At 67.1% G+C, this 13,699-nt stretch carries 14 protein-coding genes; 7 read left to right on the top strand and 7 right to left on the bottom strand.

Features of this window, described 5'->3' with window-relative positions:
• Positions 1-39 precede the first annotated feature (39 nt).
• The 4 genes from SMCB_RS01370 to orn all read right to left on the bottom strand — a co-directional run bounded on the left by SMCB_RS01370 (position 40) and on the right by orn (position 4,584).
• Entirely contained in the window at positions 40-927 is an 888-nt protein-coding gene (locus SMCB_RS01370) for an OmpA/MotB family protein (RefSeq protein ID WP_197539308.1), read from the bottom strand.
• A complete protein-coding gene (locus SMCB_RS01365) occupies positions 924-1,793 on the bottom strand; it encodes a motility protein A (protein WP_082027155.1) in 870 nt (289 codons plus the stop codon). The genes SMCB_RS01370 and SMCB_RS01365 overlap by 4 nt, the downstream gene beginning before the upstream one ends.
• A gap of 123 nt (positions 1,794-1,916) precedes the next feature.
• A complete protein-coding gene (locus SMCB_RS01360; RefSeq protein WP_045534514.1) occupies positions 1,917-3,623 on the bottom strand; it encodes a DEAD/DEAH box helicase in 1,707 nt (568 codons plus the stop codon).
• A 379-nt stretch (positions 3,624-4,002) separates the two neighbouring features.
• Positions 4,003-4,584 carry an oligoribonuclease gene (orn, locus tag SMCB_RS01355; protein ID WP_045537358.1) on the bottom strand — a complete coding sequence of 194 codons (582 nt, stop codon included), beginning with the start codon at positions 4,582-4,584 and terminating at the stop codon, positions 4,003-4,005.
• Between the two features lie 92 nt (positions 4,585-4,676).
• Here orn and SMCB_RS01350 point away from each other — a divergent pair, with 92 nt between their 5' ends.
• Entirely contained in the window at positions 4,677-5,948 is a 1,272-nt protein-coding gene (locus tag SMCB_RS01350; protein WP_045534512.1) for a M48 family metallopeptidase, read from the top strand.
• A complete protein-coding gene (rsgA, locus tag SMCB_RS01345; RefSeq protein WP_045534510.1) occupies positions 5,945-6,886 on the top strand; it encodes a ribosome small subunit-dependent GTPase A in 942 nt (313 codons plus the stop codon). Before SMCB_RS01350 ends, rsgA begins: the two co-directional genes overlap by 4 nt.
• 93 nt (positions 6,887-6,979) lie before the next feature.
• Here the strand turns inward: rsgA and SMCB_RS01340 are convergent, their stop codons facing one another.
• Together SMCB_RS01340 and SMCB_RS01335 are read right to left on the bottom strand one after the other, a co-directional pair.
• Positions 6,980-7,921 (bottom strand): CobD/CbiB family protein, encoded by a 942-nt coding sequence (locus SMCB_RS01340; protein WP_045534508.1) that lies wholly within the window; start codon positions 7,919-7,921, stop codon positions 6,980-6,982.
• A gap of 84 nt (positions 7,922-8,005) precedes the next feature.
• Positions 8,006-8,665 carry a CoA pyrophosphatase gene (locus tag SMCB_RS01335; protein ID WP_045534506.1) on the bottom strand — a complete coding sequence of 220 codons (660 nt, stop codon included), beginning with the start codon at positions 8,663-8,665 and terminating at the stop codon, positions 8,006-8,008.
• Between the two features lie 225 nt (positions 8,666-8,890).
• Here SMCB_RS01335 and SMCB_RS01330 point away from each other — a divergent pair, with 225 nt between their 5' ends.
• Both SMCB_RS01330 and SMCB_RS01325 read left to right on the top strand, forming a co-directional pair.
• Positions 8,891-9,238 (top strand): ComEA family DNA-binding protein, encoded by a 348-nt coding sequence (locus SMCB_RS01330; protein ID WP_082027398.1) that lies wholly within the window; start codon positions 8,891-8,893, stop codon positions 9,236-9,238.
• Between the two features lie 113 nt (positions 9,239-9,351).
• Positions 9,352-9,663: a flagellar protein FliT gene (locus SMCB_RS01325; protein ID WP_052468367.1), complete on the top strand. Its 312-nt coding sequence runs from the start codon at positions 9,352-9,354 to the stop codon at positions 9,661-9,663.
• A 50-nt stretch (positions 9,664-9,713) separates the two neighbouring features.
• Here the strand turns inward: SMCB_RS01325 and fliE are convergent, their stop codons facing one another.
• Positions 9,714-10,049 (bottom strand): flagellar hook-basal body complex protein FliE, encoded by a 336-nt coding sequence (gene fliE, locus SMCB_RS01320; RefSeq protein WP_045534504.1) that lies wholly within the window; start codon positions 10,047-10,049, stop codon positions 9,714-9,716.
• Positions 10,050-10,226: 177 nt separating this feature from the next.
• Between fliE and fliF the strand changes: the two genes are divergently transcribed.
• The 3 genes from fliF to SMCB_RS01305 are packed head-to-tail and all read left to right on the top strand — an operon-like array spanning position 10,227 to position 13,694.
• Positions 10,227-11,948 carry a flagellar basal-body MS-ring/collar protein FliF gene (gene fliF / locus SMCB_RS01315; RefSeq protein ID WP_045534502.1) on the top strand — a complete coding sequence of 574 codons (1,722 nt, stop codon included), beginning with the start codon at positions 10,227-10,229 and terminating at the stop codon, positions 11,946-11,948.
• A 41-nt stretch (positions 11,949-11,989) separates the two neighbouring features.
• The gene (gene fliG, locus SMCB_RS01310; protein WP_045534500.1) at positions 11,990-12,991 is read left to right on the top strand and encodes a flagellar motor switch protein FliG; all 1,002 of its coding nucleotides are present in this window, start codon (positions 11,990-11,992) and stop codon (positions 12,989-12,991) included.
• Positions 12,978-13,694 (top strand): FliH/SctL family protein, encoded by a 717-nt coding sequence (locus SMCB_RS01305; RefSeq protein WP_045534498.1) that lies wholly within the window; start codon positions 12,978-12,980, stop codon positions 13,692-13,694. Before fliG ends, SMCB_RS01305 begins: the two co-directional genes overlap by 14 nt.
• Positions 13,695-13,699 lie beyond the last annotated feature (5 nt).

The raw sequence follows: 13,699 nt of genomic DNA, 5'->3' as shown, positions 1-13,699 counted from the left end.
GCGCTAGGGCCTGGTGCGCTTGGCCTTGGCTGTGGGAGCCTAATTCACCGGCGGCGCTTCGAGCACGATTTCGACGCGCCGGTTTTGCGCCCGCCCCTGCGCGCTGGCGTTGTCGGCCAGCGGGCGCGTATCGGCCACGCCGGTGGCGCGCAACCGCATCGGGTTGACGCCGCGCGTCTCGAGGTGGCGCACCACGGCGCCGGCGCGACCCGCCGCCAGCTCCCAGTTGGAGGGAAAGCGCGCGGTGGCAATGGGCACGTTGTCGGTGTGACCCTCGACCACGATGGTGTGGCCCAGGGCTTGGTTGAGCACCGGCAGCAGCTCGTCGATCACGCGCTGGCCGGCCGGAGTGAGTGCGGCTTGGCCGGGTGCAAACAGCAGCTCGCTGCTGATGCGAAAGCGCGTCACCCCCTTGGCTTCGGTGACCACTTCCACGTTCTCGCCCAATTCGCCCACATTGAGCGCGGGTGGCTCGGGCGGCACCGGGGCGGCGCGGATATCGACCGGGTCGCCCTCGACCCGCGCCGGGGCCGTGGCCGGGTGCGGCAGCGGCACCGGCGGCAAAATGGTGGTGCCCGCATCGGCCGCGGCCTGCACCTGCGGGTGCATGCGGTCGAGCGCGATTTCGCGCCGCTCGCCCCTAAAGGCTTCGCTCACCGGCTCGGAAAAAGCCAGCATCACGACCATCATCGCCAGCAGCAGCGTGACCACGTCGAGGTAGGTGATCAGCCAGGTTTCTTCCTCCTGCACCGGCGCTGGGTCCACATGCCAGCGCTCGAAGCGCCCACTGTGCAAGGCACTGATGGACTGGTTGGCGCTGCCTTCGCTGGGCGAGGCCGCGTTTTGGCCTGGCGCGGCTTTGGCCGCCGCACCCGGCCCGGAGGGCATTCGGGCCAGCATGCTTTCGAGCAAAGTCGGAGGGCTCATGGCCGCCCGGCTGCGCTGGGGCCGGGTTTGCTGGCTGGATTGGACTTGCGCGCCCCAAAGGGCCACCAGCCCCCCGATCGGGCCGCTGGCTGCGCACCGTCAAAAATTTCATCCTCGTGGTGGGCCGCAAAGGATTTGAGCGTTTCGCGCATCAGCGACGGGCTGCGCCGCGCCGTCATCATGGCGATGCCCTGCATCACCATGTTCATCAAGATCACGCGCTGCTCGGTGCGGCGCTCGAGCTTGACCGCCACCGGCTTGAAGACCAGATTGGCCAGCAAGATGCCGTAAAAGGTGGTCATCAGGGCCACTGCCAGATGGCCGCCGATCACCAGCATGTCGCCGGTGCCCAGAATGTCCATCATGTTGACCAGCCCGACCAAGGTGCCGATCATGCCAAAGGCGGGCGCGTAGCTGGCCATGACGCGAAACAGTTGCGCTTCCGCCGCCTCTTTGGCGCGCAGGCGCGAGATGCGCCACTGCATCAGGTCCAAGATGTCGGCCTCGGGCGTGCGCTCGATCACCAACTGCACCCCGGTGCGCAAAAAGGGGTTGTTGACATTTTTGAGCGCGCGCTCGACCGCGGCGAGGTCGTCGCGTATCCACAAGCGCGAGACATCGACCAGCTCGTCGATGGCGCTCTGGGTGTAGAGCCGCTCGTTGCGGATCACGGTGCCAAAGAGCTTGAACACGCGCAGCACCTCGCGCAGCGGGTAGCTCATGAAGGTGGCGGCCAAGGTGCCAAAGAGCACGATCCCCAAGCCCGGCAGGTCGATGAACAGCAGCGGGTCTTCGGCCGCAAAAATCATCACGACGACCAGCAGCAGCACGCTGGCCACCATCCCGATCAGGGTGGAGGGATTCATCTGGAGGGGCTCCTAGCGCGGCACATGCACGCCGCCTTTGAGCCACCATTGTGCCGCATCGGGGCACGCCAGCGCCAGCGCCACCGCCCCCCCCCTAGGTGCTGGGGTCAGGGCAGGCTGGGCTCAGCGGCTCGGGCGCCCTTTGCCGGCAAAGGGCTTGGCCCCGCCTTGCGGGCGCTCGCGCTTGTCGCCCCAAGCCGGGCGGTCGCCGAAGGATGGGCGCTCGGCAAACGCCGGACGGTCGCCAAAGGCCGGGCGGTCGCCCTGGCGTGCCGGGGCCGGTTTGCCAAAGCCGTGGCGCGGCCCCTCGCCGGGGGTGCGCGGTGGGTGGTGCGGCTGATGCTGTGTGGGGCGGGCGCCAAAACCGCCTTCGCGCGGACCGCTGTAGGGCCCCGGGCGGGCACCGCGGCCGGCTGGCGGGCGGCCGCCGGGGGCACGACGGGTATCGCGGCTCTCGTACACGGGCTTGCGTGGCTCCATGCCGGGCACGGTGTGGGTGTCGATCACTTGCTGGCTGTAGGCTTCGATTTCGCCGATCTTGCGCCGGTCGCGCATTTCGGCCATGGTCACCGCCAGCCCTTGGCGCCCGGCGCGGCCGGTGCGGCCGATGCGGTGCGTGTAGTCTTCGGCCTTCATGGGCAGCCCAAAGTTGAACACATGGGTGATGCTGGGCACGTCGATGCCGCGCGCGGCCACGTCGGTGGCCACCAGAATCTGCACCTGACCGCTGCGCAGCGCCGTCAGGCGGCGGTTGCGCAAGCCTTGGCTGAGTGCGCCGTGCAGCGCCACGGCCGCAAAGCCGGCTTGCTGCAGGTCGGCGGCCAGCGCGTCGCACTCGATCTGGGTGCTGGAGAACACGATCGCCTGCTCGATGCTGGCGTCGCGCAGCCAGTGATCCAGCAACTGGCGCTTGTGCTCCGGGCTGTCGCACCAGTACAGGCGCTGCTCGATGTTCACATGGCGGTCTTGCGGGGTGTCGATCTGCACCCGCTGCGGCTCGCGCATGACGCGCGTGGCCAGCGCCTGGATGCGCGGCGCAAAGGTGGCGCTGAACATCATGGTCTGGCGCCGCGCGGCGGTGAGGCGGTTGACTTCGGCTAGGTCGTCGGCAAAGCCGAGGTCGAGCATGCGGTCGGCCTCATCGACCACCAAAAACTGCACCTGATCGAGCACCAGCTGGCCGCTGCGCTGCAAATCGAGCAGGCGGCCCGGCGTGGCCACCACGAGGTTGGCGTTTTGCAGCTTGGCGATCTGCATCTGGTAGGGCATGCCGCCGACCACGTTGGCAATGCGCAGGCCGCGGCAGTGCTGCACTAGGTCGATGGCGTCGTTGGCCACCTGCTGCGCCAGCTCGCGCGTCGGGCACAGCACCAGCGCACCCGGAATGGTGGGCTTGAAGTGGCGCGCCAGCAGCGGGTTTTGGCGCTTGGCGCGCTTGGGCGCGGGCTGGCCGGCCGCAGCGGCCTCGGCCTGCAGGCGCTCCCATTCGGCGCGCTCGGCGGCCTCTTGTTGCTCCATCTGCACCAGCAGGGTGTGCAGCACCGGCAGCAGGAAGGCGGCGGTTTTGCCGCTGCCGGTCTGGCTCGAGACCATCAGGTCGGTGAAGGCGTGGCCGCCCGGGCGCGCGCTGCCTTCGGCCTGCATGGCTTTGGGGATCACGGCTTGTTGCACCAGCGTGGGCTGGGTGAAACCCAGGTCGGCCACGGCTTTGAGCAGCGGCTGTGCCAGGCCCAGCGCGGCAAAAGCCGAAGGCGTGGTGGGGGTGGCCAAAGGAGTGGCCAACGGGGTCGCGGCGTCGATGGCCGCAGGGTTGCAGGTGATGTCTGTCATGTCGTTCGTCCATGCGCACTGTGGGCGCAAAGGAACAAAAACGGAAGGCCGCCCAGCCGTGACAGGCTGCGCGGGTGCGCCCGATTCGTTCGTGGTGAAAAAACACATCGACCACAAACAAATCGGCCCGGAGGACTCTGCCCTATTTGGGGCAGTGCGACCGGGCTGGGGTTGGATGGGGCCAGGCAGCCGCCGCTCGAAAGCCGGGCTGCGGGCAGCCACTGCTGACTGCCCGATCGGGCGCATGCAAATCAAGCAAGGCCCAACCACTTCCCCATGAAACCACCCCCAAAAAGCGTGAGGCAGATGCAAGGTTTACGCTGCTTTTGCAGCGCAGCCTTTGATTATCGCGTATTTTCGCGCGGCGTGCAAGAATTATTTAGCGCAGCAGGTGCTGGCGGTAGTGCTCCAGCTCGTCGATCGACTCGTGCACATCGGCCAGCGCGGTGTGGCGCTGTTGTTTTTTGAAGGCCGCATAGACCTCGGGGCGCCAGCGTTTGGCAAGCTCTTTGAGCGTGCTCACGTCGAGGTTGCGGTAGTGGAAGTAGTCCTCGAGCTTGGGCAGGTACTTGAGCAAAAAGCGCCGGTCTTGGCCGACGCTGTTGCCACACATGGGCGAGCCGCCCTTGGGCACATAGCGGCGCAGGAAGGCCAGCAGCTCGGCTTCGGCCTCGGCCTCGCTCAGGCGGCTGGCGCGCACCTTGTCGAGCAGGCCGCTCTTGCCGTGCGTGCCTTTGTTCCAGTTGTCCATTGCCGCCAGCAGCGCCTCGCTTTGCTGCAGCACCAGCACCGGGCCGTCGATGCGCGGGCTCAGCTGCGGCCCGGTCACCACCACGGCGATCTCCAGCAGGCGCTCTTTTTCCGGGTCGAGCCCGCTCATCTCGCAGTCGATCCAGACCAGGTTTTGGTCGCTGTGGTGCAGTTCGGCCGTTGCGGCCTTGGGTTCGTCGGGGGTTTGCATGGCCCGCATTCTCGCCGATTCAATCGCATCCCTGCGCCTTCCCTGCAGCCAACTCCTGCAGCCTTTTGCGCCGGCTCCTATACTTGCACCCTATGGATTTTCTAGCTGCTTATGCCCCCCTGCTGTGGACGGCCGTGTTTTGCCTGCTGCTCACCGCCGGCTTGCTCACCCGGCTCTGGCTGGCTGGGCGCCAGATGCGCCACGTGGCGCAACACCGCGCCAGCGTGCCCGCCGCCTTTGCCGAGCGCATCGGGCTGGCGGCGCACCAGAAAGCGGCCGACTACACCATCGCCAAAACCCGCCTCGGGTTGCTCGAGGGCAGCTTCGGGGCCGCGCTGCTGATCGGCTGGACGCTGCTGGGGGGGCTCAATGCCCTCAACTTGGCCTTGCTGGCGTGGTTGGGGCCGGGCTTGCTGCAGCAGGTGGCGCTGCTGGCGGCCTTCACCGCCTTGGGTGCGCTGCTGGAGCTGCCCCTGTCGTGGTACCGCACCTTCGTGCTCGAGCAAAAACACGGCTTCAACCGCATGACGCCGCGTCTGTGGCTCAGCGACGGCCTCAAAGGAGCCCTGGTTGGGGCGGCGATCGGCCTGCCGGTGGTGGCCTTGTTGTTGTGGCTGATGCAGGCCGCCGGCCCGCTGTGGTGGCTGTGGGCGTGGGCGCTGTGGATGGCCTTCAATCTGCTGCTGCTGGTGCTGTACCCGAGCCTGATTGCCCCGCTCTTCAACCGCTTCGAGCCGCTGCAAGACCCGGCCCTCAAAGCCCGCATCGAAACCCTGTTGGCGCGCTGCGGCTTTAAGGCCCAAGGCTTGTTCGTGATGGACGGCAGCAAGCGCAGCGCCCACGCCAACGCCTACTTCACCGGCTTTGGGCCCGCCAAGCGGGTGGTGTTTTTTGACACCCTGTTGCAGCAACTCGCGCCCGGCGAGATCGACGCCGTGCTGGCGCACGAGCTCGGGCACTACAAGCGCCGCCACATCCTCAAGCGCATTGTGCTCATGGCCGTGCTGAGCTTGGGCGCCTTGGCCTTGCTGGGCTGGCTGGCGCAGCAAGTCTGGTTCTACACCGGCTTGGGCGTGACGCCCAACCTGATGCAGCCCAACGGGGCGCTGGCGCTGATCCTGTTTTTGCTGGTGACGCCGCTGGTCGGTTTTTTTGCCTCGCCTTGGATGAGCGCGCTGTCGCGCCGGCAAGAGTTCGAGGCCGACGCCTTTGCGGCGGCGCACGCCGACCCACGCGACCTCGCCAGCGCCCTGCTTAAGCTGTACCAAGACAACGCCAGCACCCTCACCCCCGACCCGCTCTACGTGCGCTTTTACTACTCGCACCCGCCGGCGAGCGAGCGCTTGGCGCGCTTGGGCGCATGAGGCTCCCACCGAGCGGCGCTTCCGGCGGCGCGGCGCTGGGCGACGAGCTGCAAGGCTTGGTGGTAGGCACCCACGGCCGCCACTGCTGGATCGAGACCGACGACGGCCGGCGCCTGTTGTGCCACCTGCCTGGCCGCAAAGACGCGCCGCTGGTGGGCGACCGGGTCTGCTGGCAGCCCAGCGGCGACGGCGGCTCGATCAGCCGCACGCTGCCGCGGCGCAACGTGCTGTATCGGCAAGACGAACTGCGCACCAAATCCTTTGCCGCCAACCTCGACTTGGTGCTGGTGCTGCTGGCCGCCGACCCGGTGTTTTCCGAAAGCCAGCTCAACCGGGCGCTGGTGGCGGCTGCTGCGGCCCATATCGACGCGTTGGTGGTGCTCAACAAACTAGACCTGGGCCCGGCCTTCGACAGCGCCTGGCAGCGCTTGGCACCCTACCGCGCCTTTGGGCAAGACGTGCTGCCCCTGTGCCTGCACGAGGGCAGCGACCCCAGCACGCTAGATGCCCTGCGCCAGCGTCTAGAAGGCCGCACGACCTTGGTGCTGGGCCCCTCGGGCACCGGCAAAAGCACGCTCATCAACCGGCTCATCCCCAGCGCCATGGCGGCCACGGGGGCGGTGTCGCGGGCGCTCAATTCGGGCCGCCACACCACCACCAGCAGCAGCTGGTATTGGCTCGATGGGCAACGGCGTTCGGCGCTGATCGACTCCCCCGGCTTCCAGGAGTTTGGCCTGCGCCACCTCGAGCCGCAGCAACTGGCGCAGCTGATGCCCGATTTGGCCGCGCACTGCGGGCAGTGCCGCTTTTACAACTGCACCCACCTGCACGAGCCCGGTTGCGCGGTGCGCGCCGCCGTGGGCCAGGCGGTGCACGAGCAGCGCTACCGGCTTTATGTGGATTTGCACCGCGAGCTCAGCGCGGCGCCGCGCTATTGACGCCGGCGGTGGTGCGCACGGGTTTGCACACGCAGGGGCCAAGGCCTAGACCCCCTAAACGCGCCCAGCCCAGCCCTTAGCTCTCATACCTCTCTACCAAGCGCGGGCAAACAGCGCCAGCGCCAGCAGCAGCAGCCACAGCAGCACGCCGCGCCACACCAGCCCCACCATGCTGGCCAGGTGCGCCAGCTGGGGCACGCGTGCGTCCGACTCGCTCCAGCCCAGCTCGGGCGTGTACAGGGGCTCGCCCAGCGGGGGGCCGCTGCCTAGGCGCACGTTCATGGCTCCGGCGCTGGCAGCCAGCAGCAAGCCATCGTTGCCCTTGTTCAGGGCGCCGTCTTGGCGCCAGTTGGCGATCGCTTCTTCAAAATTGCCCACCACCGCAAAAGCCAGCGCCGTGGCACGCACCGGCAAGTAATCCACCACGTGCCAGCCGCGCCGCGCCGCCGCGGCCGAGGCGTCTTCGGCCTGCACCGTGGTGCGCACCGGCCAGTGGCGCGCCAAGTGCAAGGCCATGCGGTACAACACCGCCCCCGCCGGCCCCAGCCCGATGGCGGCAAAGGCCACGAACGCCACCATGACGCCAAACACATGGCGGTGCGCGGCCAGCACCGAGTGCTCGATCACGTGCCGCAGCAGCTCTTGCGGCGGCAGCTCGGCCACCTCCACCCCCTGCCAGCGCGCCAGCTCGGCCCGCGCCGCGGCCTCGTCGCCCGACTCCAGCGCCACCCGGATGGTGGTGAAGTGGTGGCTGAACTGCCTGAAGCCCAAGGTCAGGTAGAGCACCAACACCGCCCACGCAAAACCGAGCAGGCCGTGCACCCAGTTGAGCAGCCCGTAGATCAACACCGCCAGCACCACCGGCCCCAGCACCGCCAGCGCCCACGCCAGCCAGCCGTGGTGCCATTGCCCGGCATCAAGCCAGCGCCGGGCCGCAGCCGCCCACGCGCGCAACGCAGCATGCGCCGGGTTGTCGTCGTGCAAGGGGCGCGCCTGTTCGAGCACCAATGCAAAAATGAGGGCAAACAAGGTCATGGGTCGGCATCATAACCAGCGCGGATGCTTTGGGCCAGCTTTGGGCCAGCCATGCCCGGCAGCTTGATGCGGTGCGCCCTAGGCTCAAGCACTCAAAAGTCGGTACAGGTTGCGCAGCATGGCCGCCGTGGCGCCCCAGATGTAGCACTCGCGCGTGCCGTCGTGCCACGGCATAGAAAACCACTGCCGGCGGCGGCCTTGCCAGAGCAGTTCGTGGCGGCGGTGGTGCGCCGGGTTCATCAGATAGACCAGCGGCACCTCGAACACCGCCGCCACCTCGCGCGGGTCGGGTTGTAGGCGCTGGCTGGCAGGCACCAAGGCCAGCACCGGCGTGACGATGAAGCCGCTGCCAGTGGTGTAGTCGGGCAGCTGGCCCAGCACCTCCACCACCTGATGTGGCAGCCCGATTTCCTCTTGCGCTTCGCGCAAAGCGGCGGCTTGGGCGTTGGCGTCGCTGGCGTCGATCTTGCCGCCGGGAAAGGCGATCTGGCCGGGGTGGTCGGGCAACTCGGGGCTGCGCTCGGTGAGCAGCAGCGTGGGTTGCGGCCCGGTGCGCACCGCCATCAGCACCGCAGCGCGGCTGGGCGCACGCTCGATGAAGCGGGGTTCATGCCACAGCTCGGGCTGCCACGGCGGCGGCGCCGCCAAACGGCGCCGCAGCGCCAGCGGCTGGCACTCGGCGGGCGCCACGGCGGGCAGATGCGCATCGGTGCCCAGCACAGGCACTTGGGTGGGGTCAAACATCGTCGGTTGGTGGGGGCGTCGGCGCTGCAGGCACCAGGCGCCCCAATCAGCCCCAAGGCGCCCGCTGCAGTTAAGATCTTCGAATTGTGCAGTGTCGGGGTATGCACCACAGGAGAGGCAGCCATGGTCTACGTAGGCAAAGCAGTAAATCGCAGGGGGCTGCAGAGGCCATTGCAGTGGCGTGTGCAGCGGCAATCGAGGTGGAGCCTGGTGGCGGCAGCGTTGATGATCGGCGTTTTGCTGTTGCTGGCCTCGGCCGGTGCCAACGCCGTAGAGGCCAACCGCGCCTCCGCCTCCGACTTGGATGCGATCAAAGGCATCGGTCCGGTGATGCTTGAGCGCATCGTGGCGGCGCGGCAACAGCGCCCATTCGCCAACTGGAGCGATTTCTCCAACCGGGTGCGTGGAGTCGGCCCCACCACCGCCGCGCGTCTGTCAGCCAACGGTCTGCGGGTCAATGGCAAAGCCTTGGGGCAGGATGCACCGACCAATCCGGTGCGTTGGCAACCCATGGTGCCGCAGCCGCTGGAGCCGGTGCACCCTGCCAGCGCAGCCACCAAAGCCCAGAACTGAGCGGCACATTCCACCCAGTAAGCGCTCAAGTTGGCGCAGAACACTACGATATAGATAGCACGACTTGAGAATTTGTACAGATCTCATCTGGCCCTTCGACCCACCTGCCCACCATGTCCACCATGCCTACTGACCTGCTCGAGCACTACCAAGCGATCGAAAGAACCAGCCAAGCGATGCTCGACGCCGCGCAGGCGCACGACTGGGACGCCGTGATGCGGCTCGAAAGCGCCTGCGCCGTGCTGATCGAACGCCTGCGCGAACTCGGCCAAGAGGGAGATTTGACGCCCACAGAGCGCGCCCGCAAACAACGCATCATGCTCACGCTGCTGCGCCATGATGCCCAGATTCGGGAACTGGTTGAGCCCTGCGTCGATGATTTGTGGGCCAACCTGGGGCCGACTCGGTCCACTCTGCTGCATTGACGCTCCCTTATCGGGCTGCAGCCGCACCATCTAGAAACATACAAACGCCCTCATACCTGCATGTTCATCACATCGGTGTACGCCTGCATCATGCGGTTGCGCACATGCAAGGCGGCCTGAAAGCCGATCTGTGATTTTTGCATCGCAAGCATGGTTTGCTCCAAGCTCACGTTGGGGTTGCCGAGCTGGAATTCGGTCTGCAGCTGGCTCGCGCGCTCTTGGGCGGCGCTGACGTTTTGCAATGCGGTCTTGAAGGCTTGTCCAAAGCCGCCGGCTTCGGGCACCGCCCCAGCCGATCCACCGGCGCCCGAGTCCAAGCCGGGCAGGCGTGCGGGGCGCGGGGCGCCTGCGCCGACGGTCGTGGGAGGGGTGAGGCGCAATTCCATGGCTAGATCCTTGCAGGGCGGGTGGCTCAATGCGATGAGTGGCAATGCTACGGCCGCTCACACCCCGACTTGAGGCCGATAAAGCGCCCGTTCGCAGGGCTTTTTCCGCTTTAGATTCGGGGCCGGGCCACACACAATGCCCTCAGCCCCCAAAACCGTCCTCCCGCACCCACCCGCATGAACACCGCCGTCGCCACCGTTGACGCCCCACCCCTCCAAACTGCGGGCCCACCCAACCGCTTGGTGCAGGGCTTTGCGCGCCTCGACAGCGGCCGCAAGCTCATGCTCGGGCTGGGCGCGGCCGCCTTGCTGGCGCTGCTGGTGGCGGCCGCCCTGATGGCCGGCCGACCCGAGTTTCGGGTGCTTTACGCCAACCTCTCGCCTCAAGACGGCGGCGCGGTGATCGAACAGTTGTCGCAACTGGGCGTACCCTACCAGCACTCCGAAGGCGGCACCGCCATTTTGGTACCCGCTGACCGGGTGCACGATGTGCGCTTGCAGCTGGCGGCGCAGGGCCTGCCGCGCGGCAGCGTGGTCGGCTTTGAACTGATGGACACCGCCCGGCTGGGCATGACGCAGTTCCAGGAGCGGCTCAATTTTCAGCGCGGGCTCGAGGGCGAGCTGGTGCGCTCCATCTCGTCGCTCAACGCCGTGGCCGAGGCGCGCGTGCACCTGGCCCTGCCGAATCAGACCGGTTTTTTTAGGGAACAGCAAAAGCCCTCGGCCAGCGTGTTGCTCACCCTGCACGGCGGCCGCGTGCTCGACCGCGCCCAAGTCGCCGGCATCGTGCACCTAGTGGCCAGCAGCGTGCCCGAAATGCGCCCGGCGGCGGTGAGCGTGGTGGACCAGCAGGGCAACCTGTTGTCGCAAAGCGCCGACGGCGCCCAAAGCGGCATCGACTCGCGCCAGCTTGAATACCGGCGCATGGTCGAGCAGATGTACGCCCAGCGCATCCTGGATCTGCTCGAGCCCTTGGTCGGGCGCCAAAACGTGCGCGCCCAAGTCACGGCCGACGTCGATTTTTCGGTCACCGACCAGACCAGCGAGCAGTTCCGCCCCAACCAAGCCCCCAACGAAGCCGCGGTGCGCAGCGCCCAGTTGCTCGAAAGCGGCAGCCAAACCGAACAAACGCCGGCTGGCGTGCCGGGCGCCGTGGCCAACTTGCCCCCGGGGGCCGCAGCGGCTCCGATCAACGCCCCCGACGCCGGCCCCTTGGGTGTGGTGCCCGGGCAAAACGTGCCCGGCGGCAGCGCCGAAGCCAACCGCCGGCGCGAGCAAGTGACCAACTTCGAGGTCGACCGCACCGTGGCCGTCACCCGGGGGGCCACCGGCAACATCCGGCGCCTGAGCGCCGCCGTGGTGCTCAACCACGCTGAGGGCACCGATCGGCGCGGAGAACCCACCACCACCGCCTTGTCGCCCGAGCTGATGGCGCAGATCAACGCGCTGGTGCGCGAAGCCATCGGCTTTAGCGAACCGCGCGGCGACACCGTGAACGTGATGAACGCCGCCTTCAACCGCACCGTGGTCGAAACGGTCGAGCTGCCGCTGTGGCAGCAGCCTTGGCTGCAAGACCTGATCCGCTCCCTGGTTTGGCCGTTGGGCTTGCTGCTGCTGGCTCTGATCGTCTTCTTGGGCATGGTGCGGCCCTCGCTCAAGCTCATGGCGGCGCCGCCCCCAGAGGCCGGCGCAGAGGGCGCACCACCCGGCAGCCAGCTCAACGCCTTGGTGGACGATACACCCCAGCGCCCAGGCCTGCCCGCGCCGGCATCCAACGAAACGACTGTGGAGCAGCTGAGGCTTGAAGACGCACGTCGGCTGGCACGCGAAAACCCGATGGCCGTGGCCAACATCGTGCGCGGTTGGATGACCGGAGAATCGACAGCGACGGCCAGCTGAGGCGACAATCAAGACCTTGACAAGCCCAAAGGTAGCGCGCAATGGCTGACACAGACGACGGACTGCAGGACGCGGCCATCTTCCTCATGTCGCTCGGCGAAGAGGAAGCGGCCGAAGTATTCAAGCATTTCTCGCCCAAAGAGGTGCAGCGCTTGGGCGAGACGATTGCGCGCATGCGCGCCGTGAGCAAAGACAAGGTTGATGGGGTGATCGACAAGTTCACCGCCGAAGCGGCCTCGCAAAGCCTGCTGGTCTCGGACACCGACAACTACGTGCGTGCCGTGCTCAAGCGTGCATTGGGCGACGACAAGGCGGCGTTGCTGATCGACCGCATTTTGCAAGGCGGCGACGTCTCCGGCATCGAAAGCCTGAAGTGGATGGACCCAAACTCGGTCGCCGAACTGCTGCGCAACGAACACCCGCAGATTCTGGCTGCCATTTTGGTGCACCTCGACCAAGACCATTCTGCCAGCATCCTTAAACAGTTCACCGAGCGCACGCGCAACGACGTCATGCTGCGCATCGCCACCATGGAGGGCATTCAACCGATGGCCCTCAAAGACCTCAACGAAGCGCTTTACCAAGTGCTGGCCGGCGGCGACAAAATCCGCAAAAGCTCGCTCGGGGGTGCCAAGGCAGCGGCCGAGATCATCAACCTGCTCGGCACCAGCCTCGAGACCAGCGTGGTCGATTCCATCCGCGAATCCGACCCCGACCTGGCACAAAAAATCATGGACAAGATGTTCACCTTCGAAGACGTGAACAAGCTCGACAACAAAGCCATCCAGTCGGTGCTCAAAGAGGTGTCCTCCGATGCGCTGGTGATCGCCCTCAAGGGTGCGAGCAACGAGCTCAAAGAAAAAATCCTCGGCAACATGTCGAGCCGCGCCGCCGAAGCGCTCAAAGAAGACCTGGAGTCGCGCGGGCCGGTGCGCTTGTCCGAGGTCGAGGCGCAACAAAAAGACATCCTCAAAGTGGTGCGCCGCCTGGCCGACGAGGGCCAAATCACGATCGGTGGCGGAGGCGACGATGCCTTCGTCTAGCCGCGCCTCGCATTACCAGCGCTTCATCCCCAAAGAGGAGGTGCAAGAGGTAGAGGCGGTGCTGTTTGGTGCCATCGGCGACGGCACACCCGGCCGCGAGACCCAAGCCACCGATGCCGAACAGGTGCTCGATGTCCAGCAGGCACTGGCCCTGCGCCAGCAGGCTTGGGACGAAGGCTACGAAGCCGGCCTGCTGGCTGGCGCCGAACGCACGCGCACCGAACTGCAGCAGCAAACCCTGCAAGTGCAGCGCGAGCAGGTGCAGCGCATCGACGCCATGCTGCGCCAGGCGCAAGCGGGTTTTGATCTGCTCGAGCAAGCGCTGGCCGAGCAGGTGCTGCAGCTGGCTTGCGCGCTAGCGCGCCAGGTGGTGCGGTGCGAGCTGAGCACCCCGCTGCCACCCTTGCGCAGCGTGGTGCAAGAAGCGCTGGCGCTGCTGATCGACGACGGTCGCCCGGCCACCTTGCGCCTGCACCCGCTCGATGCCGCGCTGCTGGCCGATCAAGCAACCCTGGAGGCGCACGGCATGGCACTGCAGACGCCGGTGCAGGTGCACCCCGACCCCACCCTGAGCCCGGGCGACTGCGTGGTCGAGAGCGCCCACGGCGGCGTCGATGCACGGCTCGAAAAACGCTGGCAGCGGGCGCTGGCCAACTTGGGGCTTGAGCAGCCCTGGCAGCCCGGAGGGCAAGCCGATGTCTGAACTCC

Source organism: Serpentinimonas maccroryi, assembly GCF_000828915.1.
GTDB lineage: Bacteria > Pseudomonadota > Gammaproteobacteria > Burkholderiales > Burkholderiaceae_C > Serpentinimonas > Serpentinimonas maccroryi.
Note: the sequence above shows the minus strand (reverse complement) of the source record. Positions and strands in the feature narration are given on the sequence as shown.

Coding starts and splice junctions, on each gene's coding strand:
- SMCB_RS01370 (WP_197539308.1), bottom strand. CDS start 927: ATGAGCCCTCCGACTTTGCTCGAAAGCATGCTGGCCCGAATGCCCTCC.
- SMCB_RS01365 (WP_082027155.1), bottom strand. CDS start 1,793: ATGAATCCCTCCACCCTGATCGGGATGGTGGCCAGCGTGCTGCTGCTG.
- SMCB_RS01360 (WP_045534514.1), bottom strand. CDS start 3,623: ATGACAGACATCACCTGCAACCCTGCGGCCATCGACGCCGCGACCCCG.
- orn (WP_045537358.1), bottom strand. CDS start 4,584: ATGCAAACCCCCGACGAACCCAAGGCCGCAACGGCCGAACTGCACCAC.
- SMCB_RS01350 (WP_045534512.1), top strand. CDS start 4,677: ATGGATTTTCTAGCTGCTTATGCCCCCCTGCTGTGGACGGCCGTGTTT.
- rsgA (WP_045534510.1), top strand. CDS start 5,945: ATGAGGCTCCCACCGAGCGGCGCTTCCGGCGGCGCGGCGCTGGGCGAC.
- SMCB_RS01340 (WP_045534508.1), bottom strand. CDS start 7,921: ATGACCTTGTTTGCCCTCATTTTTGCATTGGTGCTCGAACAGGCGCGC.
- SMCB_RS01335 (WP_045534506.1), bottom strand. CDS start 8,665: ATGTTTGACCCCACCCAAGTGCCTGTGCTGGGCACCGATGCGCATCTG.
- SMCB_RS01330 (WP_082027398.1), top strand. CDS start 8,891: ATGATCGGCGTTTTGCTGTTGCTGGCCTCGGCCGGTGCCAACGCCGTA.
- SMCB_RS01325 (WP_052468367.1), top strand. CDS start 9,352: ATGTCCACCATGCCTACTGACCTGCTCGAGCACTACCAAGCGATCGAA.
- fliE (WP_045534504.1), bottom strand. CDS start 10,049: ATGGAATTGCGCCTCACCCCTCCCACGACCGTCGGCGCAGGCGCCCCG.
- fliF (WP_045534502.1), top strand. CDS start 10,227: ATGAACACCGCCGTCGCCACCGTTGACGCCCCACCCCTCCAAACTGCG.
- fliG (WP_045534500.1), top strand. CDS start 11,990: ATGGCTGACACAGACGACGGACTGCAGGACGCGGCCATCTTCCTCATG.
- SMCB_RS01305 (WP_045534498.1), top strand. CDS start 12,978: ATGCCTTCGTCTAGCCGCGCCTCGCATTACCAGCGCTTCATCCCCAAA.